The sequence below is a fragment of the Chryseobacterium sp. RLHN22 genome (genome assembly GCF_051011795.1).
GTDB lineage: Bacteria > Bacteroidota > Bacteroidia > Flavobacteriales > Weeksellaceae > Chryseobacterium > Chryseobacterium zhengzhouense.
Genome location: NZ_JBPCHW010000017.1, coordinates 1 through 26,434, shown reverse-complemented (window position 1 = coordinate 26,434; position 26,434 = coordinate 1). Strand labels below are relative to the sequence as shown.

The 26,434-nt window shown below is 33.9% G+C and carries 30 protein-coding genes; 22 read left to right on the top strand and 8 right to left on the bottom strand.

Features of this window, described 5'->3' with window-relative positions:
• Nucleotides 1-2 precede the first annotated feature (2 nt).
• From rplR to rplQ, 12 genes are all read left to right on the top strand, one after another.
• Nucleotides 3-356 (top strand): 50S ribosomal protein L18, encoded by a 354-nt coding sequence (rplR, locus tag ACR1PN_RS15595; RefSeq protein ID WP_047482433.1) that lies wholly within the window; start codon nt 3-5, stop codon nt 354-356.
• Between the two features lie 18 nt (nt 357-374).
• Nucleotides 375-896 (top strand): 30S ribosomal protein S5, encoded by a 522-nt coding sequence (rpsE, locus tag ACR1PN_RS15590; RefSeq protein WP_034678028.1) that lies wholly within the window; start codon nt 375-377, stop codon nt 894-896.
• An 11-nt stretch (nt 897-907) separates the two neighbouring features.
• Nucleotides 908-1,084 carry a 50S ribosomal protein L30 gene (gene rpmD, locus ACR1PN_RS15585; RefSeq protein WP_007839493.1) on the top strand — a complete coding sequence of 59 codons (177 nt, stop codon included), beginning with the start codon at nt 908-910 and terminating at the stop codon, nt 1,082-1,084.
• A 19-nt stretch (nt 1,085-1,103) separates the two neighbouring features.
• Complete coding sequence (gene rplO, locus ACR1PN_RS15580; protein WP_378176911.1) at nt 1,104-1,553, top strand: 50S ribosomal protein L15; 450 nt, start codon at nt 1,104-1,106, stop codon at nt 1,551-1,553.
• A 9-nt stretch (nt 1,554-1,562) separates the two neighbouring features.
• Nucleotides 1,563-2,942, top strand: coding sequence for a preprotein translocase subunit SecY (gene secY, locus ACR1PN_RS15575; RefSeq protein WP_378176914.1), 1,380 nt, complete (start codon nt 1,563-1,565; stop codon nt 2,940-2,942).
• Between the two features lie 3 nt (nt 2,943-2,945).
• Nucleotides 2,946-3,161 carry a translation initiation factor IF-1 gene (gene infA / locus ACR1PN_RS15570; RefSeq protein ID WP_029297754.1) on the top strand — a complete coding sequence of 72 codons (216 nt, stop codon included), beginning with the start codon at nt 2,946-2,948 and terminating at the stop codon, nt 3,159-3,161.
• Between the two features lie 113 nt (nt 3,162-3,274).
• The gene (rpmJ, locus tag ACR1PN_RS15565; protein WP_007839480.1) at nt 3,275-3,391 is read left to right on the top strand and encodes a 50S ribosomal protein L36; all 117 of its coding nucleotides are present in this window, start codon (nt 3,275-3,277) and stop codon (nt 3,389-3,391) included.
• A 3-nt stretch (nt 3,392-3,394) separates the two neighbouring features.
• A complete protein-coding gene (gene rpsM / locus ACR1PN_RS15560) occupies nt 3,395-3,772 on the top strand; it encodes a 30S ribosomal protein S13 (protein ID WP_034678036.1) in 378 nt (125 codons plus the stop codon).
• A gap of 12 nt (nt 3,773-3,784) precedes the next feature.
• Complete coding sequence (gene rpsK, locus ACR1PN_RS15555) at nt 3,785-4,174, top strand: 30S ribosomal protein S11 (protein WP_048504755.1); 390 nt, start codon at nt 3,785-3,787, stop codon at nt 4,172-4,174.
• Between the two features lie 93 nt (nt 4,175-4,267).
• A complete protein-coding gene (gene rpsD / locus ACR1PN_RS15550) occupies nt 4,268-4,876 on the top strand; it encodes a 30S ribosomal protein S4 (protein WP_378176919.1) in 609 nt (202 codons plus the stop codon).
• 33 nt (nt 4,877-4,909) lie between these two features.
• Nucleotides 4,910-5,905 carry a DNA-directed RNA polymerase subunit alpha gene (locus tag ACR1PN_RS15545; protein ID WP_047482432.1) on the top strand — a complete coding sequence of 332 codons (996 nt, stop codon included), beginning with the start codon at nt 4,910-4,912 and terminating at the stop codon, nt 5,903-5,905.
• Nucleotides 5,906-5,911: 6 nt separating this feature from the next.
• Nucleotides 5,912-6,439 (top strand): 50S ribosomal protein L17, encoded by a 528-nt coding sequence (rplQ, locus tag ACR1PN_RS15540; RefSeq protein WP_378176923.1) that lies wholly within the window; start codon nt 5,912-5,914, stop codon nt 6,437-6,439.
• Nucleotides 6,440-6,495: 56 nt separating this feature from the next.
• Here rplQ and ACR1PN_RS15535 read toward each other — a convergent pair whose 3' ends face one another.
• The gene (locus tag ACR1PN_RS15535) at nt 6,496-6,924 is read right to left on the bottom strand and encodes a hypothetical protein (RefSeq protein ID WP_433980787.1); all 429 of its coding nucleotides are present in this window, start codon (nt 6,922-6,924) and stop codon (nt 6,496-6,498) included.
• 178 nt (nt 6,925-7,102) lie between these two features.
• On the opposite strand from ACR1PN_RS15535, the gene ACR1PN_RS15530 reads away from it, so the two are divergent.
• From ACR1PN_RS15530 to ACR1PN_RS15520, 3 genes are all read left to right on the top strand, one after another.
• Nucleotides 7,103-7,735: a response regulator gene (locus ACR1PN_RS15530; RefSeq protein WP_433980786.1), complete on the top strand. Its 633-nt coding sequence runs from the start codon at nt 7,103-7,105 to the stop codon at nt 7,733-7,735.
• A gap of 5 nt (nt 7,736-7,740) precedes the next feature.
• Nucleotides 7,741-8,643: a hypothetical protein gene (locus ACR1PN_RS15525; protein ID WP_433980785.1), complete on the top strand. Its 903-nt coding sequence runs from the start codon at nt 7,741-7,743 to the stop codon at nt 8,641-8,643.
• A gap of 612 nt (nt 8,644-9,255) precedes the next feature.
• Nucleotides 9,256-10,041, top strand: coding sequence for a sensor histidine kinase (locus ACR1PN_RS15520; RefSeq protein ID WP_433980784.1), 786 nt, complete (start codon nt 9,256-9,258; stop codon nt 10,039-10,041).
• A gap of 38 nt (nt 10,042-10,079) precedes the next feature.
• Here the strand turns inward: ACR1PN_RS15520 and ACR1PN_RS15515 are convergent, their stop codons facing one another.
• Entirely contained in the window at nt 10,080-10,322 is a 243-nt protein-coding gene (locus tag ACR1PN_RS15515; protein ID WP_433980783.1) for a hypothetical protein, read from the bottom strand.
• 316 nt (nt 10,323-10,638) lie between these two features.
• On the opposite strand from ACR1PN_RS15515, the gene eno reads away from it, so the two are divergent.
• From eno to ACR1PN_RS15485, 6 genes are all read left to right on the top strand, one after another.
• On the top strand, nt 10,639-11,931 hold the full coding sequence (gene eno / locus ACR1PN_RS15510) for a phosphopyruvate hydratase (RefSeq protein ID WP_433980782.1): 1,293 nt from the start codon (nt 10,639-10,641) through the stop codon (nt 11,929-11,931).
• 90 nt (nt 11,932-12,021) lie between these two features.
• Nucleotides 12,022-13,308, top strand: coding sequence for a citrate synthase (locus ACR1PN_RS15505; protein WP_378176932.1), 1,287 nt, complete (start codon nt 12,022-12,024; stop codon nt 13,306-13,308).
• Between the two features lie 355 nt (nt 13,309-13,663).
• The gene (locus ACR1PN_RS15500; protein ID WP_433980781.1) at nt 13,664-14,578 is read left to right on the top strand and encodes a dimethylarginine dimethylaminohydrolase family protein; all 915 of its coding nucleotides are present in this window, start codon (nt 13,664-13,666) and stop codon (nt 14,576-14,578) included.
• Between the two features lie 46 nt (nt 14,579-14,624).
• Nucleotides 14,625-15,104 (top strand): hypothetical protein, encoded by a 480-nt coding sequence (locus ACR1PN_RS15495; protein ID WP_433980780.1) that lies wholly within the window; start codon nt 14,625-14,627, stop codon nt 15,102-15,104.
• A gap of 35 nt (nt 15,105-15,139) precedes the next feature.
• Complete coding sequence (gene ctlX / locus ACR1PN_RS15490) at nt 15,140-16,063, top strand: citrulline utilization hydrolase CtlX (RefSeq protein ID WP_433980779.1); 924 nt, start codon at nt 15,140-15,142, stop codon at nt 16,061-16,063.
• A 120-nt stretch (nt 16,064-16,183) separates the two neighbouring features.
• A complete protein-coding gene (locus tag ACR1PN_RS15485) occupies nt 16,184-17,941 on the top strand; it encodes a discoidin domain-containing protein (RefSeq protein ID WP_433980778.1) in 1,758 nt (585 codons plus the stop codon).
• A gap of 57 nt (nt 17,942-17,998) precedes the next feature.
• On the opposite strand, the gene ACR1PN_RS15480 is transcribed toward ACR1PN_RS15485, so the two are convergent.
• The 5 genes from ACR1PN_RS15480 to recJ form a co-directional block, all read right to left on the bottom strand.
• The gene (locus tag ACR1PN_RS15480; protein WP_433980777.1) at nt 17,999-18,847 is read right to left on the bottom strand and encodes an alpha/beta hydrolase fold domain-containing protein; all 849 of its coding nucleotides are present in this window, start codon (nt 18,845-18,847) and stop codon (nt 17,999-18,001) included.
• 76 nt (nt 18,848-18,923) lie between these two features.
• On the bottom strand, nt 18,924-21,203 hold the full coding sequence (locus tag ACR1PN_RS15475; protein WP_433980776.1) for a TonB-dependent receptor domain-containing protein: 2,280 nt from the start codon (nt 21,201-21,203) through the stop codon (nt 18,924-18,926).
• A 242-nt stretch (nt 21,204-21,445) separates the two neighbouring features.
• Nucleotides 21,446-21,784 carry a DUF3817 domain-containing protein gene (locus tag ACR1PN_RS15470; protein WP_433980775.1) on the bottom strand — a complete coding sequence of 113 codons (339 nt, stop codon included), beginning with the start codon at nt 21,782-21,784 and terminating at the stop codon, nt 21,446-21,448.
• Nucleotides 21,785-21,867: 83 nt separating this feature from the next.
• Nucleotides 21,868-22,452 carry a nicotinate (nicotinamide) nucleotide adenylyltransferase gene (gene nadD / locus ACR1PN_RS15465; RefSeq protein ID WP_433980774.1) on the bottom strand — a complete coding sequence of 195 codons (585 nt, stop codon included), beginning with the start codon at nt 22,450-22,452 and terminating at the stop codon, nt 21,868-21,870.
• A gap of 19 nt (nt 22,453-22,471) precedes the next feature.
• A complete protein-coding gene (recJ, locus tag ACR1PN_RS15460) occupies nt 22,472-24,184 on the bottom strand; it encodes a single-stranded-DNA-specific exonuclease RecJ (RefSeq protein ID WP_433980773.1) in 1,713 nt (570 codons plus the stop codon).
• Between the two features lie 191 nt (nt 24,185-24,375).
• Here recJ and ACR1PN_RS15455 point away from each other — a divergent pair, with 191 nt between their 5' ends.
• The gene (locus tag ACR1PN_RS15455) at nt 24,376-25,188 is read left to right on the top strand and encodes a M48 family metalloprotease (RefSeq protein ID WP_433980772.1); all 813 of its coding nucleotides are present in this window, start codon (nt 24,376-24,378) and stop codon (nt 25,186-25,188) included.
• Between the two features lie 52 nt (nt 25,189-25,240).
• On the opposite strand, the gene ACR1PN_RS15450 is transcribed toward ACR1PN_RS15455, so the two are convergent.
• A complete protein-coding gene (locus ACR1PN_RS15450) occupies nt 25,241-26,272 on the bottom strand; it encodes a hypothetical protein (protein ID WP_433980771.1) in 1,032 nt (343 codons plus the stop codon).
• Nucleotides 26,273-26,434: the final 162 nt, after the last annotated feature.

Below are 26,434 nucleotides of genomic sequence, written 5' to 3'. Positions count from 1 at the left end.
AAATGGCACTAAGTAAATTAGAAAAAAGAATCAGAATAAAAAGAAGAGTAAGAGGAAAAATCTCTGGATCTTCTGAATTGCCAAGATTATCTGTATACAAGAGTAATAAGGAAATTTACGCTCAGTTAATCAACGATAAAGACGGTAAAACTTTAGTATCAGCTTCTTCAAGAGAGAAGGGGGTAGATGCTAACGGAACAAAAAGTGAAGTTTCTGCTGCTGTAGGTAAAGCAATCGCTGCTAAAGCTCTTGCTGCAGGAATTGAAAATATTGTATTTGATAGAAACGGATTCGTTTACCACGGAAGAGTAAAAGCTCTAGCTGATGGTGCGAGAGAAGGTGGACTTAAATTCTAATCATTAAATTTCGGAAATATGTTAGGACTAGATAATATAGAAAGAGTAAAACCGGGAGGATTAGAACTTAAAGATCGTCTCGTAGCTGTTAATAGAGTAACAAAAGTAACTAAAGGAGGTAGAGCTTTCGGTTTTTCTGCTATCGTTGTGGTAGGAGATGAAGCTGGAACGATCGGTTTTGGTTTAGGAAAATCTAAGGAAGTTGCATCTGCTATCGCTAAGGCTGTAGAAGATGCTAAGAAAAACTTAGTAAAAGTTCCTGTAATGAACCACACGATTCCTCACCAGACTACTGCTAGATACGGTGGTGCAGATATCTTCTTGAGACCTGCTTCTCACGGTACAGGGCTTATCGCAGGTGGTGCGGTAAGAGCGGTATTAGAATCTGCTGGTATTCACGATATCCTTTCAAAATCTAAAGGATCTTCAAACCCTCACAATGTGGTAAAGGCAACTTTCAAAGCATTGTTAGACATCAGAAGACCAGAAGAAATCGCAAGAATGAGAGGAGTTTCTCTAACTAAAGTGTTTAACGGTTAATAATTAAAACAATGGCAACAATTAAAGTAAAGCAAGTAAGAAGCGCTATTGGTAGAACAAAAACCCAAAAGAGAACGCTTGAAGCATTAGGATTTAAGAAACTTCACCAAGTTGTAGAACACGAAGCTACTCCTTCTATCTTAGGAATGATAGCTGCAGTTAGTCACTTACTTGAAGTTCAAAAATAATTTTTAAAATAATTTTAAAATGAATTTAAACAACATAAAGCCAGCTGCAGGATCTACTTTTAATTCAAAAAGAATTGGTAGAGGTCAAGGTAGCGGAAAAGGTGGTACTTCTACGAAAGGTCACAAAGGTCAGAAAGCAAGAGCTGGTTATTCTCAGAAAATCGGTTTTGAAGGAGGTCAGATGCCTTTACAAAGAAGATTACCTAAATTCGGTTTCAAAAACGTAAACAGAAAAGAATTTAGAGGTATTAATCTTGATACGATTCAGACTTTAATCGAAAATAAATCTATTTCAGGAGATATTACAAGAGAAGTTTTGATCGAGAACGGATTAATCACTAAAAACGAATTAGTGAAAATTATGGGGAGAGGTGAATTGAAATCTGCGGTTTCAATTTCTGCGGACAAATTCACTAAATCTGCTGAAGAGCTTATTGCTAAAGCAGGTGGAAAAGCAATTACCTTATAATAATTACTAATGAAAGAATTTATACAAACCCTCAAAAATATTTGGAGCCTTAAAGAACTTAGAGATAAAATTCTCTTTACTTTAGGTATTATCCTTGTGTATAGATTCGCATCTTTCATCTCACTTCCTGCAATTAACCTTGCAGAGGTAGGTGATCTCTTAGAGCATTATAAAAATCAGGGCGGTAACAAGCAAGGAGCAGGTCTCCTTGGCTTGCTTTCGTCGTTTACGGGGGGGGCTTTCAGCCACGCTTCTGTGATGGCGTTAGGTATCATGCCTTATATTTCTGCTTCTATTATTGTTCAGTTGATGGGGATGGCTATTCCTTATCTTCAGAAACTTCAGAAAGACGGAGAATCGGGTAGAAATACACTGAATCAGATTACCAGATGGTTAACGATCGGAGTTTGTCTTGTACAGGCGCCTTCTTACTTAACGTCAATCACTCAGTTGTTCTTACCTTATGCTCAGTTCCAGTCTGCATATTTTGTAGACCCTAATTCTGTTATGTTCTGGTTGCCAAGTATTGTTATCTTGGTAGCAGGTTCTGTATTTGCAATGTGGTTAGGTGAAAAAATTACCGACAAAGGTATCGGAAACGGTATTTCTATCTTAATCATGGTAGGAATTCTTTCAAGACTACCTGAAGCATTCGTACAGGAAATCGCAGTACAAAACGGAAAAGGAGGATTGGGTTCAATCATGATTCTTGTTGAAGTAATATTCTGGATGTTGGTGGTTCTTTTGGCAGTAGTATTATCTGTTGCAGTAAGAAAAATCCCTATTCAGTATGTAAGCAGAGCTCAGGCAAGAGGAGGTGTAAACAGAAATCTTATGCAGGGAGCAAGACAGTGGATCCCGTTGAAAGTAAACGCAGCCGGTGTAATGCCGATTATCTTTGCTCAGGCATTGATGTTTGTACCTGGCTTGCTGACCAAGTTTGACGAGTCCAACACTTTTCTTGCAGGTTTCAAAAATGTATTCAGCTGGCAGTACAATGTATTGTTTGCGTTATTGATTATTATCTTCTCATTCTTCTATACTGCAATTACAATTCCGGTAAACCAGATGGCCGATGATCTTAAGAGAAACGGTGGTTTGGTACCAAAAGTAAGACCCGGTAAAGAGACGGCTGATTATTTAGATGATATTTTATCAAAAATTACCTTGCCAGGTGCAATATTTTTATCTATCTTTGCAGTCCTTCCAGCAATAGTGCATGGAAGTCTGGTTCAGACAGATGCGTTCGCCTTATTTTTCGGGGGAACTTCGTTGCTAATTATGGTTGGCGTAGTACTAGATACTGTTCAACAGATTAACACTTATCTGCTGAATCATCATTATGATGGCTTAATGCAGTCTAAATTATCAAGATCGACTGGATATTAATTTATGGCAAAACAAAAACATATTGAGCAGGACGGTGTTATTACCGAAGCTCTTTCAAATGCACAGTTTCGTGTAGAGCTGGAAAATGGGCATGTTCTTATTGCGCATATTTCAGGGAAGATGAGAATGCATTACATTAAACTATTACCTGGTGATAAGGTAAAATTAGAAATGTCTCCTTACGATCTTTCGAAGGGGAGAATTACATTTAGATATTAAAACAAATGCCAAATGGAATCTTCTGATCTCCATTTGGCTCTTGTTAAAAATAAATATTTTCAAATGAAATCGCAAGGTTACATTTGCTCATATTAAAAAACAAATATTTTCAAATGAAAGTTAGAGCATCAATTAAAAAAAGAAGTGCTGATTGCAAAATCGTTCGTAGAAAAGGCGTTCTATTTGTAATCAACAAGAAAAACCCAAAATTTAAACAAAGACAAGGCTAAATTATGGCGAGAATTTCAGGTATTGATTTACCAAAAAACAAAAGAGGTGTTATCGGTTTAACTTACATCTACGGAGTTGGAAGAAGTACTTCTTCTGAAATCCTTAAGGCTGCCGGTATCAGCGAAGACAAGAAAGTCAACGAATGGAATGACGATGAATTGGCTGCAATCAGAACTTATATCTCAGAAAACATTAAAGTAGAAGGAGAATTGAGATCTGAAGTGCAATTGAACATCAAGAGATTGATGGACATAGGGTGCCAACGAGGAATACGTCACAGACTAGGATTACCTTTAAGAGGCCAGAGAACGAAAAACAACTCTAGAACCCGTAAAGGAAAGAGAAAAACTGTTGCTAACAAGAAAAAAGCTAGTAAATAATCGTTAGGAATTATGGCAAAACAAACTAAAGTAGTTAAAAAAAGAAAAGTAAAAGTTGAAGCTATTGGTGAAGCTCATATTCAGGCTTCTTTCAATAACATCATCATTTCTTTAACAAATAAAAACGGAGAAGTTATCTCTTGGGCATCTGCCGGTAAAATGGGTTTCAGAGGTTCTAAAAAGAATACTCCATTTGCTGCTCAAATGGCAGCTGAAAATTGCTCTGCTGTAGCTCACGAAGCTGGTCTTAGAAGAGTTAAGGTGTATGTGAAAGGTCCTGGTGCAGGTAGAGAATCTGCCATCAGAACGATCCACAATTCAGGAATTGAAGTTAGCGAAATCATTGATGTGACTCCTATGCCACACAATGGATGTAGACCACCAAAAAGAAGAAGAGTATAACAATGCATTTGAAATTTGATATTTTATATTTGAAATTCTCTATGAATCATCAAATCTCAAATCTCAAATCTCGAATCTCAAATCTTAAAAATTATGGCAAGATATATTGGACCTAAAACTAAGATTGCTAGAAAGTTTGGTGCTGCAATCTACGGAGATGATAAAAACTTCGAGAAAAGAAAAAACCAACCGCCAGGACAACACGGTCCTAACAAAAGAAGAGGTGCTAAAAAATCAGAATATGCAGTTCAGTTAGCTGAAAAACAAAAAGCTAAATATACTTACGGTATTTTAGAAAGACAGTTTGCTAATCTATTCGATAAAGCACACAGAAGTAAAGGGGTAACTGGTGAAGTTCTTTTGCAACTTTGCGAGTCAAGACTGGATAACGTTGTTTACAGATTAGGTTTTGCTAAAACAAGAGCTGCTGCAAGACAATTAACTACTCACAGACACATCACTGTGAACGGTGAAATCTTAAACATCCCTTCTTATTTAGTAAAAGCAGGTGACGTAATCGCTGTAAGAGAAAAATCTAAATCTCTTGAAGTAGTTGCTGATGCTTTAGCTGCAAAGGCTAACTATGAGTGGTTACAATTCAACGATGAGAAAAAAGAAGGTACTTTCGTATCGGCTCCTGAAAGAATCCAGATTCCGGAAGACATCAAGGAACAGCTTATCGTCGAACTTTACTCTAAATAATTTTTTAATCAAATTTTTGCTCAACCCAACAATATGGCAATTTTACAATTCATAAAACCCGATAAAGTAATTCTACTTAACTCTGATGAATTTAAAGGTCAATTCGAATTTCGTCCTTTAGAACCAGGTTTCGGGCTTACAATCGGTAATGCTTTGAGAAGAGTGTTGCTTTCTTCTCTGGAAGGATACGCTATTTCATCTATCAAAATAGAAGGTGTAGAGCACGAATTTTCAACTATCCCTGGAGTAATCGAAGACGTTACCGAAATTATTCTTAACCTTAAGCAGGTAAGACTTAAAGCTACAGCAGAAAACCAGGCTTCAGAGCAGGTTGTTGCTAAAGTTTCAGGTAAAACTGTAGTTACTGCAGGAGATTTGGGACAGTCTATCAACGGATTTGAAATTTTGAATCCTGAGTTGGTAATCTGCAACCAAAACTCTGATGTTACTTTTGAAATTACGTTCAACATAGAAAAGGGAAGAGGATATGTTCCTTCTGAACAGAACAAGTCAAACAATGCTCCTGTAGGAACTATTGCTATCGACTCTATCTTTACGCCGATCAAAAAAGTACAGTATAGTATTGAAAATTACCGTGTAGAGCAAAAAACAGACTACGAAAAACTTGTATTAGATATAGAAACTGATGGTTCCATCAGCCCTCAGAATGCTTTAACTGAAGCTTCTAAGATATTAATTTATCACTTCATGTTGTTCTCTGATGAGAGAATCACTTTGGAGACTGAAGCAGTGAAAGCATCTATCCAGTACGATGAAGAAACGCTTCATACAAGACAATTACTGAAGTCTAAATTAGCAGATATGGATCTTTCTGTAAGAGCCCTGAACTGTCTGAAAGCAGCTGAAGTAGAAACTCTTGGAGAGCTTGTTTCTTACAGTAAGTCTGATTTGATGAAATTCAGAAATTTTGGTAAAAAATCTTTGACAGAACTAGAAGAATTGGTGCATTCAAAAGGTCTTAACTTCGGTTTCGACGTTGCAAAATATAAATTAGACGCTGATAATTAAATAATAATGAGACACGGTAAAAAATTCAATCACTTAGGAAGAACAGCTTCTCACAGAAGCGCTTTACTTTCTAATATGGCTTGTTCTCTAATTGAGCATAAAAGAATCAACACTACTGTAGCTAAAGCTAAAGCTTTAAGAGTATATGTTGAGCCTCTATTAACTAAAGCAAAAGAAGATACTACTCACAACAGAAGAATTGTTTTTTCATATCTTCAAAATAAAGAAGCGGTTACTGAATTGTTCAGAACTGTAGCTCCGAAAATCGCTGAAAGAAACGGTGGTTATACAAGAATCATCAAAACTGGTTTCAGACCTGGTGATGCTGCAGATACTGCTTTGATCGAGTTAGTTGATTTCAACGAGCTTTACAATCCTAATGCTGAAGAGAAGAAGACTACAAGAAGAAGCAGAAGGTCTACAACAGCTGCAAAGAAAGAAGCTGTAGTTGCTGAAGCTCCTGTAGTAGAGGAAAAAGTAGAAGAGCCAAAAGCAGAAACTACTGATTCTACAGAAGAGAAAGCTGGAGAATAATATTCTTACAGATATATAAAAAAACCGCTCAGATTTCTGTGCGGTTTTTTTTTGCTTTAAATTTTAGTTCTTTCAAGTTCGATGATATTATTGCCCTGATGAATAATTAAGCTGTCTCCTTTTACGGTGGCTGTCATATCATCTTTTTTATAAATCGTTTCATTTACTTTAGCTTCAGATTTTTCCAAAACAAATGTTTTATTGTTATTGGTGATAGAAACGGTTCTGTTTTTAGGATCATAATTGAAAACTACTTTTACCAAAGATTTGTCAGTAGCTCTGTAAACATAATCTGTCTTTATACTTTTCTTACCGTTAATGTCGGTATTATATGCAATCGTAGAATCAACAGCTCCATTATCAGCAAGGATTTCGGTGTTTGCAGAATCAGATTTTATAATTCCTTTATTTCCTTCTGTCGATTTTTTACAACTTGATAACGAAAACATCAAAATGCCAATCGATAGGATAAGTTCTTTTTTCATTGAGTTTATTTTTGATATTATTATTTAAATTAATTATGAATTGCCCAATTTTTTTTTTTAAATTTAATAAAAACAAAAAACAAACCAATAGCCTCAACTCAAAATTCTATTATTACACAAAAGTGTAATTGTTTTTATTTTGTTTTCTGTTGAAATTTGTCTTTACAAAACAAAAAGTATGAGCATTTCAATCGTCATAGTAGAAGACGAAAAAAACTACAACAATGCGTTGAAGAAAGTTATCGATTATCAAAATGATATGATGGTGGTTGCTCAGTTTTTTGATGGAAATACAGCTCTTAAAAAATTATCAAATATTTCTCCGGATGTAGTAATGATGGATATCCAACTTCAGGATATGCTTGGTATTGATATTATAGGAAAGCTGAAAAAAGAAATGCCAACAACCCAATTCATCATGTGTACAAGTTTTGAAGATGAAGAAATGATTTTCAATTCTCTAAAAGCCGGAGCAATGGGTTATCTTATAAAAGGCGAAAGCATGGATAAAATTCTGAGCTCTATTCGTGATGTTTACAATGGCGGAGCTCCAATGAGTTTTTCAATTGCTAGAAGAGTTTTGTCTCATTTTGAAAAAAAAGCTACTGAAAAAAAAGACTTCGAAGAGCTTACGAAACGCGAAACCGAAATCGTAGAACTCTTATCGCAGGGACTTTTATACAAAGAAATTGCAGATAAAATATTTGTAAGCATTGATACCGTAAAAAAACACGTCGGAAATATCTACAGAAAACTTCACGTCAATAACAAAGTGGAGGCTATTAATAAATTTAACCATTTTAAAAACTAGAAATCATGAAAAAAATTTATCTTTTATGTACAGTTTCTTTTTGTCTGACCATAATAGGATGTACTCAATGCTCAAAAAAAGGTAAATCTAATAATCTTATTGAGGAATCATGTACTGAATTCACAAGGTTTTTACATATTGTAAAGGAAAGTTGTGGTACTGAAAGTGTGGCTACAAATCTTGAAAATTTGAATATTGACGTAGATATAAGAAGCAATTTTAAGAAAACTATTAATTATCCTATTTGTACAGCACAGTTTAATAATGACTCTAAAATCTATAGTGATATTAGTCCAAATACTACTTTCAAGCTAAGCTATCCAATTTTTAAAAAACTTGTTAAACAAAAAGTAAATGAGAATTTCACAAAAGTTACTTTTAGTTATGTAGTAGTTTCAGAAGAATTTTTGGATGATTGCAAAAAGCATCTTAGCACAATAAATGATGCAGCTGACATCAAAAGACTTGAAGGTTTGAAAGGAAAACTCTATTCTATAATTACCTTTAGGCATTCTGATAGCACTAAGAATGAAAGCTATCTTATTTTTGATTTAATGAAAGAACATAAAATTAATATTACAAAAACTAATCTCGACCAATATTATAATAATTTTAGAAGCAGTTCAATTGCAAATGATATTAGGAAGATTGATACGGCGAATACTGAAGTAACGAGCGGAGTAGTATATGATTTAAAGACAACTCAAGACTATCTCCAACTAATCGACTATTATTTTGTTAACTGTGAAAATAAAAATGTAGATATTTTAAGGTTTGAGATTTGTTATGGTACTAAAAACTATAATAATACAAAAAATGCTATTTATTTTGCAACGATACCTGAAGAGAAAGGTGTAATATTAAATTCGCATTTTCCTTATTTTGACCAAGGTAGTTTAGAGCCATAATGCTTTTAAAAATATACTATATTGTTTTTCTAATTACTGTTGTAAAATCGATTATGATTTTGAGGAAGAATGCTTTTTTTTCTCAAAATCTTTTTTTTATTTTTTTAGTAGTAAATTTTATCATTGATTTCTTGTCAGAAATAAATTTTATAACTTCAAAAGCAATTCAATACAATTATTTGAATGTATTCAATATAGTTTTTTTTGTTTTTTTTTACTTCAAGCAAATAAAGAGTAAATTTTTATTGATTTTAATACTAATCAGCACTTTAATTTGTATATATTTTACAAGTCATTTTTTTTATTTTGATAGATACAATTTAAGTTTAGCAATAATATATTGCGTTGCAAATGTTTTTTATGCACTTTATTGGATTAATTTAAAATTAAACAATGTATCGGAAATAAAAATTATAGATGATCCAATTTTTTGGATCTCAATATCATTGTTGGTTTGGAGTTGTTTTTTCTTATTTAGAATTATTCCGATGTATTTACTGGACGAAGAAGACAAACGGTTTTTAAAACTTTTAAAAAACATACTGTTAATAATAAATATCCTTGTCTATACATTAATTTATATAGGACTTAGAAAGTATAACCAAAAAAAAGATGAAATCTCTACCTTCTGAAATAAAGCTTACTTATATTATAGCAATATTATTAATTATGTTGCTTATTATTTTTGTCATTTTTATAGTAATTACATACAACAGAAAACAACTTCTCTATCTCAAAGAAAAACAACTTCAAGAATCAGAATATCAAAATCAGCTTCTCCAAAAAGAACTCGAAAAACAAAAATCTATAAAGCTTGAAAGAGAGCGCATCTCTCATGACATGCACGATGATCTTGGAGCAGGAATTTCGGCATTAAAGCTTCAGGCAGAATTTTTAAAACAGAGAGCTGAAGATGAAGATTTAAAAAGCGACATCGATGAACTTCTGAAAACTTCTGAAGAAATGAATATCTCAATGAGGGAAATGCTTTGGAGTCTGAATTCTGGTAATGACACATTGGGAAGTTTTATAGACTACTCAAAAATATACGCACATAATTTTCTTAAAAAAACAAAAATTCAGCTGGACATTGAAGATAAAAATGTAATTTCTGAAACTACCATTACCGCAGAACAAAGGAGAAATTTATTCTTATGTTTAAAAGAGGCACTAAATAATGCTTATAAGCATAGTCAGTCTAATCAACTAAAACTATCGTTTATTCAAAAAGATAAAGAATTCATGATGAAAATTTCTGATAACGGAATAGGAATCAATAAAGAAAAATCTGAAGGAAACGGTCTTCGAAATATGAAACGGAGAATGCTGGAACAAAACGGGCATTGTGAAGTTAACACTGGGAATGGTACTCATCTGTTTTTCAGAATGCATTTATAAAATAGAGCTGAATCTTTAATTCAGCTCTATTTGTTGTATTACATATTTACATGATAACAAATTTCCACGCCATTAACATTAGTGCATAACCTAATGCAAGTAGCGGGTTCAAAAGCTTGAATTTTAAACTTTGCATCAATAGTGAGTGATTCCTTTTCTTCTTCACCAATTTTTTTAATCGATTCATTAAGAATCTGCTCAATTAAAGATCTTCCAAATGAATCGACTGTGTGTACATTTTGCTTATGATCATCAATGTACTTTTTAGATATATTTGCCATAATTTAATTTTTTTCACCTACTCTTTCAAAATTGCAGTTTTCGGCTCCCCTGATTAATATTTTTATAAATATTAACATGACAAAGTTGGAAAGTTTTTAACTGTATATCAATTACCCTTTTTCGTTATTTTAGAAAGTGAGATATTGCATAAAGTAATCATCATTAGTGTGTAGATATTCTTTTTGCTTTAAAGTTATTTTTGAATATATTTTAATTAAATAAAATTTAACTCAGATAAATACAGAAATTACCTCTTCCATGCATTCAAAATTTAAATTTTGATTAAATTTGTATAAACTATAAAATAGATAAAAAATGAGTTACATTTCTTACATAGAAGCGAGACAAATTTTGGATTCAAGAGGAAATCCTACAGTTGAAGTTGATGTATTTACGGAAAGCGGTGCGATGGGCCGTGCTGCTGTTCCTTCCGGTGCATCTACGGGAGAGCATGAAGCAGTTGAATTGCGTGATGGCGGTTCAGAATGGATGGGGAAAGGTGTTTCTAAGGCTGTAGAAAATGTAAGAGAAGTAATTGCACCGGAATTGGTGGGACTTCCTGTTTTTGATCAGAATTTGATTGATCAGATTATGATTGATTTAGACGGATCAAACAACAAAGGAAACTTAGGGGCAAATGCGATTCTTGGAGTTTCTTTGGCTGCTGCAAAAGCTGCTGCAAACGAATTGAAATTACCTTTATACAAATATGTAGGTGGTGTGAATGCAAATACACTTCCTGTTCCGATGATGAACGTTATCAACGGTGGTTCTCACTCAGATGCGCCGATTGCTTTCCAGGAATTTATGGTAATGCCAGTAAAAGCAGATTCTTTCTCTCACGCTTTGAGAAAAGGGACTGAGATTTTCCATAACCTAAAATCGATTCTTCATTCAAGAGGCCTTTCTACGGCGGTAGGTGACGAGGGAGGTTTTGCACCGACTTTCACTGGTACGGAAGACGCTTTGGATACTTTGCTTCAGGCAATTGAAAAAGCGGGCTACAAGCCGGGCGACGATGTAATGATCGCATTAGACTGTGCTTCTTCTGAATTCTACAAAGACGGAATCTACGATTACAGAAAATTCCAGACTCCAGATGCGGCTCAGTTTACAAGCAGCGAGCAGGTTTCTTATTTAGCGGAGTTAGTAAACAAATATCCGATTATCTCTATTGAAGATGGTATGCAGGAAAATGACTGGGAAGGCTGGAAAATGTTAACAGATAAAATCGGTGACAGAGTACAGTTGGTAGGTGACGATTTATTCGTAACAAATGTTGAAAGATTGTCAAGAGGAGTAAAAGAAGGAATTGCCAATTCAATTTTGGTAAAAGTAAACCAAATCGGTTCTCTTTCTGAAACGATGGCTGCTGTACAAATGGCTCAGCACAACAAGTTCACGTCAGTAATGTCTCACAGATCTGGTGAAACTGAAGATTCTACAATTGCTGACTTAGCAGTAGCAATGAACTGCGGACAGATTAAAACAGGATCTGCTTCAAGATCAGACAGAATGGCGAAATACAACCAGTTATTGAGAATTGAAGAAGCTTTAGGTGAAACTGCAATTTTCCCGGGGTTGGATGCTTTTAAAATCAAAAGATAATTAATCGAATTTATAAATAACGGCAAGCGATAATTTTAGTTTGCCGTATTTTATAATTAGTAGTATATTTAGAAACAAAATAAATAAATAATGTCAGACAACAAAGTAATATTGAATTACGCAGGTAATTCGTATGAATATCCAATCGTGGATAGCACTATCGGAGACAGAGGGATCGATATTTCAAAATTAAGAGACCAGACAGGTTTAATCACGTTAGATTTAGGTTATAAAAATACCGGAGCTACACTTAGCGACATCACTTATTTAGATGGGGATCAGGGAGAATTATTCTACAGAGGATACCCTATCGAGCAGATTGCTGAGAAATCTAACTTCACAGAAGTAATGTATCTTTTGTTACACGGTGAATTACCAACTACAGAACAGTTCAATACCTTTAACGGTAACATCAAAAAATATAATTTCGTAGCAGAGGAGATGAAAAAAATCATCGATGCTTTCCCTCGTTCTGCTCACCCAATGGGAGTTTTATCAACTTTAACTTCCGCTTTAACGGCTTTCAATCCGAAAGCAGTTAACGTAAATTCTAAAGAAGAGATGGATTTAGCTGCTGAATTGTTGATTGCTAAATTTGCTCACCTTGCAGCTTGGACGTACAGAAAAACTTTAGGCTTACCGCTTAACCACGGAGACAACAGCTTAAATTATGTAGAAAACTTCTACAAAATGGCTTTCAGATTACCAAACGAAGAGTTTGAAATTAACCCTGTGGTAACTGAAGCTTTAGATAAATTATTGATTCTTCATGCAGATCATGAGCAAAACTGTTCTACTTCTACAGTAAGAATGGTAGGTTCTGCACACACAGGTCTTTTCGCATCTGTTTCTGCAGGTATTTCTGCACTTTGGGGACCACTTCACGGTGGTGCGAACCAAGCGGTTATCGAAATGCTTGAATTAATCGAAAAAGATGGAGGTGACGTATCTAAATATGTTGCTAAAGCTAAAGATAAAAACGATAGCTTCCGTCTAATGGGATTCGGACACAGAGTGTACAAAAACTTCGATCCAAGAGCAAAAATCATCAAGAAAGCTGCTGATGATCTATTGAACGCACTTGGAATTCAGGATAAAGCGCTTGATATTGCAATGCAATTGGAAAAAGTAGCATTGGAAGACGAATACTTCGTAGAAAGAAAGCTATATCCAAACGTAGATTTCTATTCAGGAATCATCTACAGAGCATTAGGAATCCCTACAGAAATGTTTACGGTAATGTTTGCATTAGGAAGACTTCCGGGATGGATTGCTCAGTGGAAAGAAATGAGACTGAAAGGAGATCCGATCGGAAGACCAAGACAGGTTTACCAAGGAGCTCAAAAGAGAGATTATATCGATATTGCAAACAGATAATATTGTTTTCTCAAATAATTATAAATCCCAAAGCAAAGCTTTGGGATTTTTTGTTTTCAATATATAATTCAAAATTTAACAAAGATTTTGTCCTTACAATTGTTAGGATTATCATTAATTCTATCTGAAATTTTTAAGTTCATCAGATGAAATTAGTAAAGATTCTTTAATTTTCAAAACTATTTAAAAACTCTTTAGTTTAGGCTAAATAAAAAGCTTTTCTCTTCACTATCGTTTGATTATATTTGCTTAATTCTCATTATATATGAAATCGTTCTATTACTTGCATTACACACAGGCACACTTACAATATAAGAGCGATTGCATTTGACCTTTAGAATAAAAATTTCTACAAATGAAATTAAATATTAAAAACGAAACAGGAAGGCTAAGATCGGTGGTTCTAGGACAACCTAATTCTATGGGAGCAGTTCCTACATTAGAAGAAAGTTATGATGCAAAATCATATTATACGATAGAGCACAATATGTATCCTAAAGAAGAGGACATCATCAACGAAATGAACGCTTTTGAAGCTGTTTTGAAAAAATATGATGTTCAGGTTTTCCGTCCGGATATAATTGAAGATTACAATCAGGTTTTTGCAAGAGATGTGGCTTTTGTGATTGACGATAAAATGATTATTTCTAATGTCATCGCAGACAGAGCAGACGAGCAGGAAGCTTACAAAGAAGTCTTCGAAGAAGTTGCGTGGAGAAAAATTATCAACCTTCCCGAAACCGCACATATTGAAGGGGGGGACGTTATAGTCTGGAATGATTTTCTGTTCATCGGGACCTGTTTCAGTGAAGATTACAGAAACTATAAAACGGCAAGAACCAACGAATATGCCATTGAAATTTTAAAAGAATATTTTCCGAAGAAAAGAATCATCGATTTGGAATTAAAGAAAAATGACCAGATTCCATATGAAGGAATTTTGCATTTAGACTGCACATTCAATCCGGTTGGTAAAGATAAATGTATCATTTATAAAGATGGTTTTGTGGATGAAAGTGATTATAATTTAATCATCGATATTTTTGGAGAAGAAAATTGCTTCCATGTAACTTCGGAAGAAATGTTTGAGATGTTCCCTAATATTTTTTCGATTTCTCCTGAAGTAGTTGTTTCAGACAAAGCTTTCACTAGGATGAACAATCATCTGAGAAATGAATGGGGAATAACTGTTGAAGAAATTCCATACAGAGAAATTTCTAAAATGGGCGGTTTGTTGAGATGTTCCACGATGCCGTTGGTGAGAGACTAAAAGGATTTAGTAGTTTGGAATTATTGTACTCAGTAAAATTATATCAATGAATTTTAAATTAATTATTCCTTTAATATTCATCATATCTTGTTCAAAAAAGATAGAAAATGCTCCTGATAAAAATTTTTATCAGAATTGGGAAAACTTGGAAATTAAAACTGACCGCCAAACAATTACTGTTTTTAAGCTTTCAGATTCAATGGAATATGAAAATATAATTTATACTAAGGAATTTTATGATATTCCTCCTCAGTATAAAATCAAAAAAGTTCAAAAGTATAAAATGCATGTTACCAATGCTGAAAAAGATAGTTTGGCAAAATATATATATGCTTCTGTAACAGATCCTAAATTTATAAACAATTTGGCGACTGATTATGTGGGTAATGTCAAGTTGAAGTTTAGTAAAGAAAACATGAATTTGGTTTGCGAATATAAGTCTGTTGGGAATTGGACTGAGGTTTCTGAGAATACAAGAAAAATTTACAAACTCATCAAAGCAAAAGGAGAAATTTCAACACAATAAAAAGCTTTTGATAAATTAAAAATAATAACTGAACTATGCAAACAACAGATACAGTACTAATGATAGAGCCAATTGCATTTGGATACAATGCAGAGACGGCAGAGAATAATTATTTTCAGGTAGAGCAAAAAGGTGCAGATATTCAGTCGAAAGCTTTGGCTGAGTTTAAAATTTTTGTTGAAAAACTGAAAAGCAAAGGCATTAATGTAATTTCGATAAAAGATACCATTGATCCTCATACACCAGATTCCATTTTTCCAAATAACTGGGTAAGCTTTCATAAAGATGGTAAAGTGGTTTTATATCCGATGTTTGCATCCAATAGAAGAGTGGAGCGAAGAGAAGATATTATTGAAACCATAAAAAATCAGGGATTCGAAGTTGCTGAAATTGATGATTGGTCGTTGCCGGAAATTCAGGGACATTTTCTTGAAGGAACGGGAAGTATGATTTTCGACCACGACAATAAAATTGCTTACGGTTCGGTTTCTTTGAGGTTGGATGAAAATTTATTCAGAGAATTTTGTGCAAAATATGATTTCACACCTGTGGTTTTTCATTCTTTTCAGACAGTGGGAGAAGAAAGGCTTCCGATTTATCATACCAATGTCATGATGTGTGTCGCCGATAAATTTGTAGTAATCTGCCTTGATTGTATCGACAATGAACTGGAAAGGAGTAAAGTAATTGAAACCATAAAAAATTCAGGAAAAGAAATCATCGAAATTTCTGAAGCGCAGATGCAACAGTTTGCAGGAAATATGCTTCAGGTTCAGAATCAGGAAGGCGAAAAGTTTTTGGTCATGAGCCAGACTGCTTATCAATCATTAAGTAAAGAGCAGATTTCCAACATTGAAAAATATTGTGAGATTATTTATTCGGATCTGAGTACAATTGAAGTGAACGGCGGTGGAAGTGCACGTTGTATGCTTGCTGAAGTCTTTCTTCCCAAAAAATAAATTGAAATCATTTCAAAAAAATAAAGCTCCTGTTAAAGTTCGACTGGAGCTTTTTTATTAATGGTTTCTCAGACCACTTCCAAAAATTAGGCTAACTTTGTAACTGTGAAAAATGTTGTTATGATAAAAAAGTTATCTTTAAGTCTGGGAATTCTGATTTCAACATTCTCGTTTTCTCAGCAAAAAACCTATTGCAATCCCATCAATATCGACTACGGTTATACACCTTTTGAAGTTTTTTCGAAACAGGGAAAACACCGTGCTACGGCAGATCCTGTGATTGTAAATTTCAAGAAAAAACTTTTCCTGTTTTCGACCAATCAGGAAGGTTACTGGCACAGTGACAATATGCTCGACTGGAAGTTTGTGAAAAGAAAATTCCTCAGAGACAATAAGTACACACACGATCTGAATGCTCCCGCAGTGTGGGCGATGAAAGATACTTTATATGTTTATGGCTCAACCTGGGAATCTGATTTTCCGATCTGGAAATCTACAAACCCTACTGTAGACGATTGGAAAATTGCTGTTGATACTTTAAAAGTCGGAGCTTGGGATCCTGCTTTTCATTATGATGAAGATAAGGACAAACTCTACTTATATTGGGGATCAAGCAACGAATGGCCACTTTTAGGAACAGAAGTTAAAGTTAAAAATTTACAGTCTGAAGGTTTTGTAAAACCTATTTTAAGATTAAAACCCGAAGATCACGGTTGGGAAAGGTTCGGAGAATATAACGATAATGTTTTCCTGCAACCTTTTGTAGAAGGAGCTTGGGTGACGAAGTATAAAGACAAATATTACATGCAGTACGGTGCTCCGGCGACAGAATTTAGTGGCTATTCAGATGGAGTGTATGTTTCTAAAAATCCTCTGGAAGGTTACGAATATCAGCAACACAATCCGTTTTCTTACAAACCGGGAGGTTTTGCAAGGGGAGCGGGGCACGGCGCAACATTTGAAGATAATTTTAAAAACTGGTGGCACGTTTCAACGATTTTTATTTCCACTAAAAACAATTTCGAGAGACGCTTAGGAATCTGGCCAGCAGGTTTTGATAAAGATGATGTGATGTACACCAACACGGCTTACGGAGATTATCCGACTTTGCTTCCGCAGTTTGCACAGGGTAAAGATTTCTCAAAAGGACTTTTTACGGGCTGGATGTTGCTGAATTATAATAAACCTGTTCAGGTTTCGTCTACTTTAGGAGGCTATCATTCGAATTTTGCGGTGGATGAAGATATTAAAACGTATTGGAGTGCCAAAACAGGAAATTCTGGGGAATGGTTTCAGACCGATTTGGGTGAAGTTTCTACCATTAATGCCATTCAGATTAATTATGCCGATCAGGATGTTGAATTTATGGGTAAAACGGAAGGCAAAATGCATCAGTATAAAATTTACGGATCAAATGACGGGAAAAAATGGAAAATCGTTGTTGATAAAAGCAAGAATACGAAAGACGTTCCTCACGATTATGTTGAGCTGGAAAAACCTGCCGAAGCAAGATTTTTAAAAATGGAGAACCTGAAAATGCCTACAGGCAAGTTTGCGTTAAGTGGTTTCAGAGTTTTTGGGAAAGGAGCGGGAGCAAAACCTGCGAAAGTTCAAAACTTTGTTCCGCTAAGAGCTGATCCAAAAAAATATGGTGAAAGAAGAAGCATTTGGATGAAATGGCAACAAAATTCTGAAGCCGATGGTTATGTAATCTATTGGGGGAAATCTCCTGATAAATTATACGGAAGCATTATGGTTTACGGTAAAAATGAATATTTCTTTACCGGAGCCGACAGAACAGACGCTTATTATTTCCAGATTGAAGCGTTTAATGCAAACGGAGTTTCGGAAAGAACGGAAATTGTGAAATCTGAATAATTTAAAATATAAAACGCTTTGATTATTTCAGAGCGTTTTTGTTTTTATCAGTATCTCTTAAAAATTCATTGATTTTATTGATGAGGATCGGGGCATTTTTTTCATTACCCAGTCAAGATGACCTCCCGAAAACTCGTAAGATTGATTGTAAACTTTATTTTTATTTAAAACAGAATCTAAAATTTTCTTTTGAGATAACGGTATCACTTGATCATTGTTACCATAAAAGGAAATTGTAGCCGGAGAGTTCTTATTAATCCAAAAAACTGGATTAGGAATATCCTTATTTGTAATATCGGTTGGACAAGGTTTAGAAGAATCGATCATCTGTTTTTCTACGAAAGAGTAATCGGAATATTGCTTAAAATCCTGATGCAGTAAATCCGCAGGTCCAACAATATTAACAACCGCTTTTACTTGATCTCGGTGCTTATTTTCGAAAATTCTGTTATAGGCATACAGCATAGATAGATGTGCACCTGCACTGTTTCCTATCAAAATAAATTGCGGCCCTAACTTTATTTTCCCACATTTTTTTGAGACTAATTCTAAAGCATTGTCTATATCATCGGTCTGATTCGGAAGAATAAAAGAATGATTGTCTGCCAATCTGTAATTGATATTGGCAAAAGCATAATTAGGAAATTTTTCCATTATAGAGAAAGTAAAATAAGTAAGGTTAGATTTGTCTCCTGCTTTCCAACCGCCTCCATGAATGAGCACAAAAATACCTTTTATTGAATCTTTATTTTCTGGGATGTAAAAATCGAGCTTTTGTGAAGGATTTTTACCGTAAGAAATATTTTTTTCAATTTTAAAAGAAACTCCGTCTTTAAATGTAATATTCTTATCATTACAACTTAAAAATATTGTCAGTATAAATAAAAGAAATAAATATTTTTTCATAACCATAAAAATAATAAAACCCGCCAATCTCTCGGCGGGTTTTGTACAAAATAAATATATATGAAAATGATGAATGTTATCTCGTTCTGCTTTTGATGTCGTCTGATGCGCCTTCAATGTTTCTTACTTTTTTCACTTTTTGGTTACCAAAGTTGTAAGTAATGCTGAAAGTTCCGCCTCTTCTGAACTGGTCGTTTCTTACGTAGTTGTAATTTCCGTTTGCCTGATAATCTTCAATTTCTACGATGTTTGTTCTTAAAACATCATTCAAGTTTAAGGCAAATGTCCAGTCATTCCAGTTTTTCTTAATGCTTAGGTCTAAACTCATCAGGTTTTTAAGCATTCCCAATTCAATTTGCTGTTTATCTACAAAGAAATAATTTACTCCTAAAAACCAGGTTTTCTTTTTATCTAAACGGATCGTATTATTAGTCTGAATAAGAAGACTTGTAGAACTTATTTTGTTTTCGTACAAAGGGAAAACATCTCCGGAAGTAGGGTCAATGCTTAGGCTGCCATTATTTACATTTCTCTGAACACCGATGTTGAAATTTGTTGTAAGGTATTGGTTGAAAAATGTTTTTTGCATTCCCAACATCACAGACATTTCCTGCTTATCTCCAAAATTGGTGCGGATGTATCTCAATTGTTTATGAGAATCCATAATTGGGTCTCCATTTGGATCTAAAACAGGATTACCCTGTTCATCTCTTCTTGGCTTTAAAATATCTCTCTGTAATGGAACCTGAGTAATCACATCTTTGAATAATGAATGATTTAAGATCAGGAAATAAGAATTTTTAAACATATAGGTCAGTTCCTGATTGTAAGTTGAGGATGCCTTTACAAAAGGATTGTTTTGTGTGTAATTGTCTTCTGTAAGAATGTTTCTCACAGGATTCAGTTCCCAGAAGCTCGGTCTTCTCATTCTGCTCGAAAATGCGTACGAAATATTGTTTTTATCGTTGATTGCATAGTTTAGGCTTACATAAGGAAGTATATTGTTATAATTTCTTTCGATTCTTCTGTATTCTTCAGCAGCATTATCAGATGTTCCTAAACTATTGGTAATCTCATATCGAGTACCGATTTTTCCGGAAAATTTATCTGAAAATTTCTTTTCTAATGTTAAATACATTCCATAGATGTTTTCATCATAGATAAAATGGTTGGGAGCAAATTCAACAGGCTTACCTTCTATGAAAGTGTCGTTTTTGGTGTCATTGTCAGTTTTTGTTTTATTGTAATTTCCACCAACTGATAGAGTGAAATCATTCTTAAATTTCTGAATATAATCAACCGTTCCTGAAAAATTATTGATTATTTGAGGTAAATTCTGGTAAATGGTTGGTCCTAATCCGGTATCATTTCCTGCAGAGTCAGCAAAAAAAGTTTTGTTATCTGTAAATTGAAATCTTCTGTAATTAAGATAAGCTGCATTCACATTCAATTTACTTCCCAAAGAATCAGTTTTCAATTCATAATTCAGGTTCACAGAATTGTTGTAAGAACGTGCATCTTCTTTATTTCTGGAGTTGGTGTAATTGATATTGTATTGATTGGTGTCTGCATCTAAAGAACGGATCGTGTTAAATAAATTAACGGTGGAATTATAACTTCTATTAGCGCTGCTGTTCCATGATAAACCGAGATTACTTTTTTCGGTTAGCTGATAATCAAAATTCAGATAACCGCCGATGTATTGGTTCGGATCGTCAATATTTCCTGTTGATTCGTTGGAAGAACTATTGTTACCGTTTCTCAAAATATAATGTTGAGCCTGAATGTTATCACCACCATAAAGATTTGCGCTAATTCCCAATTTATCTTTTCGGTAGTTTGCGGAAAAGCTTGCAGAGCTTGAGTTGTATTTATTCTGAGAGTTAGACATTCTCATATTTCCGTTCAAACCGTCGCTCATTTTCTTTTTCAGAACAATGTTGATGATTCCATCTGAAGCTTCCACCTGAAATTCACTTCCGGGAACCGTAATCACTTCAATCTTCTGAATATTTTCTGCTGGTGTATTTTTTAAGAACTGAGCAAGAGATTCAGCATCCATATTAGATTTTCTGCCGTTGATGTAGATCAGAGCATTGTTTTTCCCTGCGATTTTAAGAGTCTTGTCATCCGTAGTTGAAAGAAGCGGTGTTTGTCTTAAAAGATCAAAAGTTGTATTTCCTTTTGTAACAGGAGAAGCAGCTACATCGTAAACAAAACGATCGCTCTGTTTTTTGAAGACTTGTTTTTTCATAACAACTTCTTCAATTTTTTGAGTTTTTATTGAGTCTTTTTTTTCTTGAGCAAATGTAAATCCGCTAAGAAAAAGAGCTGCTATAAATATTTGAGTTTTCATAATTATTATATTTTTAAGTTTAGATGCTTGTATTTATCATTAATTTACATTGCAAAGATATGTAATAAATTAAGTATCTTGCAATACAAAGTAGTAAAAATGTTTTTATTTAAATTGTAACTACCTGTTTGCCAGTTGTTAAAAATTGTATATAAATTTTACTACTTCAAAGTTTATATACAATAAGACAACTCTAATAATGATTTTGTTACAGAAAAAAATAAAAAAAGATAAAAAAATAGTTATTCTCTATCGAAGCGGGCAAGCTTTTTATCGATCCAAATAGTTGCAAAAGGGAAAAAAGCAGCAATCAAAGCAAAAATGCTGTCTTCATCATCCCAGGAATAAATTTTTCTCGTAGAAGGCACAAATAAAAGGTATAACGTGAAAAATAATCCGTGAATACTTCCGATCGTACTGATGTAAATAATGGCGAAAATGCTTTCAGGTTCAACCCGGATCCAAATCATTGCAGTAAATAGAAAAAACCAGGAAATTGCTTCTGCTAAACAAATTTGCTTAAACCATTTGATCATTTTTTCCTGAGAATATTTTGAGAGAAGATTTTCCAGAAACTCCATTACATTAAATCTTAATTTTGACTAACAACTAACAACTAACAACTAACAACTAACAACTAACAACTAACAACTAACAACTAAAATTACTTATAAAAACTACTCCCATCCAAATACTCAAAAACTTCAGGAGGTAGCATTGGTCGTACATTTTTACCCTGTTTAATCATATTTCTTATTTCGGTCGCAGAAAGTTCTATCACTGGAGCTTCGATCATTGAAATATTTTCGTGCTGAAGGTATTCCGAATCTTTCCTTTCTCCTTCAAATACTCTTGGATAAACAATGATATGATGATTTTTGAGAAGAATTTCATAGTTTTTCCATTTATGAAGACTCTTCAGATTGTCTTCACCCATAATCAGACTAAAAGAATAATCGGGATGTTTTTCTTTTAGATAAGTCAGCGTATCGATCGTATAACTTGGGGATGGAAGTGAAAACTCAACATTGGAAGCCCGCATTTGAGGATAATTCTTGATTGCCAATTCTACCATGTCAAGACGATTATGGTCATTTAGCAATGATTTTTTTTCTTTAAATGGATTTTGCGGACTCACCACAAACCATAGCTCGTTCATATCCGAATTTTCCAGGATATAATTTGCCAGAATAAGATGTCCGATGTGGATTGGGTTGAATGATCCGAAAAATAAACCGATTTTTTTCAAAGCTGAAATTCATTTAAATTTAATCCAGAAACTTAACGTCTTTGATATTCAGGCAATGCGTCACATTTCCTTTCCAGTGATTTTCTTCGAGAGTAAATGCAATATCGAAATTTTTAGTTCTGAAATCATCGGCATATTGTCCAAGCTTAAAACCAACACATTCAATGTTTCTTCCGGTAGACTCTTGTTTAATATAAAACTTCAGGTGATTGTTATCTTTACCCATTGTTTTTAAATAACCGGAAATTCTCTGATTTCTAAGAACCAAATTGGGTTTCATATTGTGTGGCCCAAATGGTGCCAGTTTTCTGTGGAAATTGATGAAATCCCTGTTGATCTCGTCAATGTGAACATCACAGTCGATTGTAATGGATGGCTCTTTCTGATGGTCTTTGATTTTTTCAGCAACCACTTTTTCAAATTTGATTTTAAAGTCTTCAAATTTTGATTTTTCCATTGAAAGTCCTGCAGCAGCGTGATGCCCCCCGAATTTTAGAAAATACTCAGAACACATATCCAAAGCTTCGTGCACGTCAAAATCGGAAACAGATCTTGCCGAAGCTACCATTTCGCCATTATTTCCGTCAGTAAAAACCAAAGTGGGTTTGTAATGTGTTTCAATCAGTCTTGAAGCAACAATTCCGATCACACCTTTGTTCCATTCAGGATGATACACAATCGTAGAGAACTTAGTCTCCTGATGAGATTCAATAATCTGGTTCAAAGCAGAAAGGGTAGAGGTCATATCCAGCTCACGTCGTTCGTCGTTGAGGTTCATGATGTCATCTACAATTTGATGTGCATGTTTCAGATTATCGGAAACCATAAGTTCAACAGCAGCTTTACCATGCGAAATTCTCCCTGCAGCATTAATTTTCGGGGCAATTTCAAAAACAATATTTGAAATTTCAAAATGCGAAAGCTTGTCTTCCGGGATCAAAAGTCTTAATCCCATATTTCGGGTTTTTCGGAGCATTTTTAATCCCATTTTAGCCAAAACTCTGTTTTCTCCTGTCATTGAAACAATGTCGGCAGCAATAGATATGGCTAAAAGATCAGTCAGCTCAAAAAGTTCCTGTTCGGGAATTTTATAGATGGTATTCAGACCCTGGCAAAGTTTAAAACCTACACCACAACCTGAAAGCTCTTTAAAAGGGTATCTGCAGTCGCTTCTTTTAGGGTCTAAAACGGCAGTCGCATCAGGAATTTCATCGCCAGGTAAATGGTGATCACAGATGATGAATTCAATATCCTTGCTTTTGGCATAATTAATCATGTCTAAAGCCTTGATACCACAATCTAAAGCAATGATGAGTGTAAAGCCATTTTCTTTGGCGAAATCTATTCCTTCCGTTGAAATTCCGTAACCTTCAGAATTTCTGTCTGGAATATAGAAGTCTAAATATTTTTTGTGAACGATTTTTCTTAGATAAAGATACATCAATGCAACAGCTGTAGTACCGTCGACATCGTAATCTCCGTAGATTAATATTTTTTCTCCGTTTTCGATAGCAGTTGCAATTCGCTCTACGGCTTTTTGCATATCGGCCATCAGAAAAGGACTATGAATATCATTCATGTTGGGCTTGAAAAATTCTCTCGCCTTCTGGTAATTGTCGATTCCTCTTAGAACCAATAATTTGGACTCAAAAGTTCCAAAACCAAGCGACGAACTCAATCCATCAACAATTTCTTCATCAGGTTCGGGTTTATAAATCCATTTTTGACTCATGTCACAAAAATAGGTAAAATTTATTTGAAAAGCTATTGGAAATTTATGCTTTATGTATTTCAACCTGTACAAACCTGTATTTTATTTTTTGAAAGTCTCAATAAAAACCCTTATGAATTATAGCATAAATTTTACATCCCGATTATAGGATTTTTTCTAATTTGATTATCTTTGTACCACAACTATAGAATATGAAAAAAATATTAATTTCTGCACTTTTTATTGGTGCTTCAATGGCAGTTCATGCTCAAAAAATTAATCTTGGAAAAGCTGCCGGCGTAGTTTCTAAAGGCGCTTCTGCTTTAACATTCTCTAATGCCGATGCAATAAAACTGTCGAAAGAATCTGTGGATTATATGGATAAAAATAATCCTGTTGCAGGCCCGAAAGATCCCTACACAGTAAGACTAAACAAACTTTTTGCAAAACACAAATCTCAGGACGGATTAAACTTAAATTATAAGGTTTATAAAGTGTCTGATATTAATGCTTTTGCCTGTGCAGATGGTAGTGTACGTGTTTTCTCTTCGTTGATGGATATTATGACTGACGACGAATTATTGGCTGTAATTGGTCACGAAATCGGTCACGTAAAAAATGAAGATACAAAAGATGCCATAAAGTCTGCTTATCTGAAAGCGGCTGCGTTGGATGCTGCTTCTTCTGCTTCTTCAACAGTAGCCAATTTATCAGACAGTCAGGTAGGAAAAATGGCAAATGCTTTTTTAGATGCTTCACACAGTAAGAAACAGGAGACTCAAGCTGATACATATTCCTATGATTTTATGAAATCAAACGGATACAATGTTGTTGGAGCTTATACGGCGTTCAAAAAACTGGCTTTGCTTTCTGAAGGAAGTACACAATCAGGATTCCAAAAAATGTTTAATTCTCATCCTGATAGCAATAAAAGAGCGGAAGCAATTAAGAAAAGAGCTGAAAAAGACGGTCTTTGGAAAGATCCGGGAACGGTTTCTTTACCAAAGGCAAAGTTGACAAAATAGTTTTTGATCAAAAGGAAATCCTCAAAATTATCTGAGGATTTTTTATTTAAATTTAATCTTTAAAGAATTCATATTTGTTGATAAAATAAACTTCTAAGTCAACCTTTCCATTGGTTTCATGAGTCATCTTTGTCGGAATATTGTATTCATCAACATCGTATTTTTCCAATGTTTTTTCATTGTTGTTTTCGGTAAAACTATCGTCAGAAATTAAGGTTTTTCCAAAATATTTTCTTTTTTGTATAAAATGAAATTCAGTGTTTACTGTTTCAATATAAGTAAATAGATTTTCTTTAAATTCAGTTGTTGTTTGAGTTATATTTTTCTCATCATCATATTCTTTAGTGACTTTTTTATTGCCATTATATTCAATGAAATAAGAATTGAAATAATTAATGGAATTTCCATCAAAAGCTGTTTTAGAAACCAGTTGATTCAACAAATTAAATTTATAAACAGTATGGAATTTTTGCTTTGAGTCCTGATTTTTAATGAAGGCATTTACATGTTTTTTATCAAAATCATATTCATAGACATAATAATTATACTCACTGTTTTTGTCAACTTCAATTACATTTTTATCATTGTCAAAATCATTACTATTAACTAAATTTTCAATATATCTCCAAGGGTTATTGTTATTACCATCTGCTGGCAATCCCTTTATTTTTATCAGAATTAGATTTTCTTCCGAATCGTAATAATATTCATTTTCGCTTGATCCTGTATTAGAATTCAGAACAATTGTCTTGGTTAATTGATTTTTATTGTTGTAAAAATTTCTTTCAATAATTGTTAAGAATTTTCCGTTCCAAGTTTCATTAACAAATTGTCTATAATATTTAAAAATCAGGTTACCTTGATTATCGTATTCTAAAATGTTCAAAAATTCATTTTTTTGCTTTTGTTCAAATCTTTTTAATCCCTTTGGCAAAGTTTCTTTAGTGAAATTTACATTATAGGGAAGGTTATATGAATTTGAAGTCATCATCACATCATCGTATTCAGGCATATTTAGTTTTATTTTTTGCTGACAAGATAGAAATGTGGAGACAAAAAGCAGGTAGAATAATATGGCTTTCATTTTTTTTTCTTAAAAATAAAAATTCCTCAAAGTACTGGACTGCCCCCAAAAAGTTAGACACTTTTTAGGGGCATTTTATTTATGGGAATATCAAAATATAGTTTATCATTTAAGTTGAGTTGCATTGAAAGAATTGCAAAACATAATCTTTCGGTGCACTCT

Bases quoted from the DNA above. Each gene is read 5' to 3' on its own strand.
- ACR1PN_RS15470 (WP_433980775.1), bottom strand. From the start codon at position 21,784: ATGGAGTTTCTGGAAAATCTTCTCTCAAAATATTCTCAGGAAAAAATG.
- ACR1PN_RS15500 (WP_433980781.1), top strand. From the start codon at position 13,664: ATGAAATTAAATATTAAAAACGAAACAGGAAGGCTAAGATCGGTGGTT.
- infA (WP_029297754.1), top strand. From the start codon at position 2,946: ATGGCAAAACAAAAACATATTGAGCAGGACGGTGTTATTACCGAAGCT.
- rpmD (WP_007839493.1), top strand. From the start codon at position 908: ATGGCAACAATTAAAGTAAAGCAAGTAAGAAGCGCTATTGGTAGAACA.
- rplQ (WP_378176923.1), top strand. From the start codon at position 5,912: ATGAGACACGGTAAAAAATTCAATCACTTAGGAAGAACAGCTTCTCAC.
- ACR1PN_RS15495 (WP_433980780.1), top strand. From the start codon at position 14,625: ATGAATTTTAAATTAATTATTCCTTTAATATTCATCATATCTTGTTCA.
- rpsE (WP_034678028.1), top strand. From the start codon at position 375: ATGTTAGGACTAGATAATATAGAAAGAGTAAAACCGGGAGGATTAGAA.
- eno (WP_433980782.1), top strand. From the start codon at position 10,639: ATGAGTTACATTTCTTACATAGAAGCGAGACAAATTTTGGATTCAAGA.
- ACR1PN_RS15455 (WP_433980772.1), top strand. From the start codon at position 24,376: ATGAAAAAAATATTAATTTCTGCACTTTTTATTGGTGCTTCAATGGCA.
- ACR1PN_RS15485 (WP_433980778.1), top strand. From the start codon at position 16,184: ATGATAAAAAAGTTATCTTTAAGTCTGGGAATTCTGATTTCAACATTC.
- rpmJ (WP_007839480.1), top strand. From the start codon at position 3,275: ATGAAAGTTAGAGCATCAATTAAAAAAAGAAGTGCTGATTGCAAAATC.
- rplO (WP_378176911.1), top strand. From the start codon at position 1,104: ATGAATTTAAACAACATAAAGCCAGCTGCAGGATCTACTTTTAATTCA.
- rpsK (WP_048504755.1), top strand. From the start codon at position 3,785: ATGGCAAAACAAACTAAAGTAGTTAAAAAAAGAAAAGTAAAAGTTGAA.
- ACR1PN_RS15475 (WP_433980776.1), bottom strand. From the start codon at position 21,203: ATGAAAACTCAAATATTTATAGCAGCTCTTTTTCTTAGCGGATTTACA.
- ACR1PN_RS15525 (WP_433980785.1), top strand. From the start codon at position 7,741: ATGAAAAAAATTTATCTTTTATGTACAGTTTCTTTTTGTCTGACCATA.
- rplR (WP_047482433.1), top strand. From the start codon at position 3: ATGGCACTAAGTAAATTAGAAAAAAGAATCAGAATAAAAAGAAGAGTA.
- rpsD (WP_378176919.1), top strand. From the start codon at position 4,268: ATGGCAAGATATATTGGACCTAAAACTAAGATTGCTAGAAAGTTTGGT.
- ACR1PN_RS15515 (WP_433980783.1), bottom strand. From the start codon at position 10,322: ATGGCAAATATATCTAAAAAGTACATTGATGATCATAAGCAAAATGTA.
- ACR1PN_RS15520 (WP_433980784.1), top strand. From the start codon at position 9,256: ATGAAATCTCTACCTTCTGAAATAAAGCTTACTTATATTATAGCAATA.
- ACR1PN_RS15480 (WP_433980777.1), bottom strand. From the start codon at position 18,847: ATGAAAAAATATTTATTTCTTTTATTTATACTGACAATATTTTTAAGT.
- ACR1PN_RS15535 (WP_433980787.1), bottom strand. From the start codon at position 6,924: ATGAAAAAAGAACTTATCCTATCGATTGGCATTTTGATGTTTTCGTTA.
- ACR1PN_RS15505 (WP_378176932.1), top strand. From the start codon at position 12,022: ATGTCAGACAACAAAGTAATATTGAATTACGCAGGTAATTCGTATGAA.
- ACR1PN_RS15450 (WP_433980771.1), bottom strand. From the start codon at position 26,272: ATGAAAGCCATATTATTCTACCTGCTTTTTGTCTCCACATTTCTATCT.
- secY (WP_378176914.1), top strand. From the start codon at position 1,563: ATGAAAGAATTTATACAAACCCTCAAAAATATTTGGAGCCTTAAAGAA.
- rpsM (WP_034678036.1), top strand. From the start codon at position 3,395: ATGGCGAGAATTTCAGGTATTGATTTACCAAAAAACAAAAGAGGTGTT.
- recJ (WP_433980773.1), bottom strand. From the start codon at position 24,184: ATGAGTCAAAAATGGATTTATAAACCCGAACCTGATGAAGAAATTGTT.
- ACR1PN_RS15545 (WP_047482432.1), top strand. From the start codon at position 4,910: ATGGCAATTTTACAATTCATAAAACCCGATAAAGTAATTCTACTTAAC.
- ACR1PN_RS15530 (WP_433980786.1), top strand. From the start codon at position 7,103: ATGAGCATTTCAATCGTCATAGTAGAAGACGAAAAAAACTACAACAAT.
- ctlX (WP_433980779.1), top strand. From the start codon at position 15,140: ATGCAAACAACAGATACAGTACTAATGATAGAGCCAATTGCATTTGGA.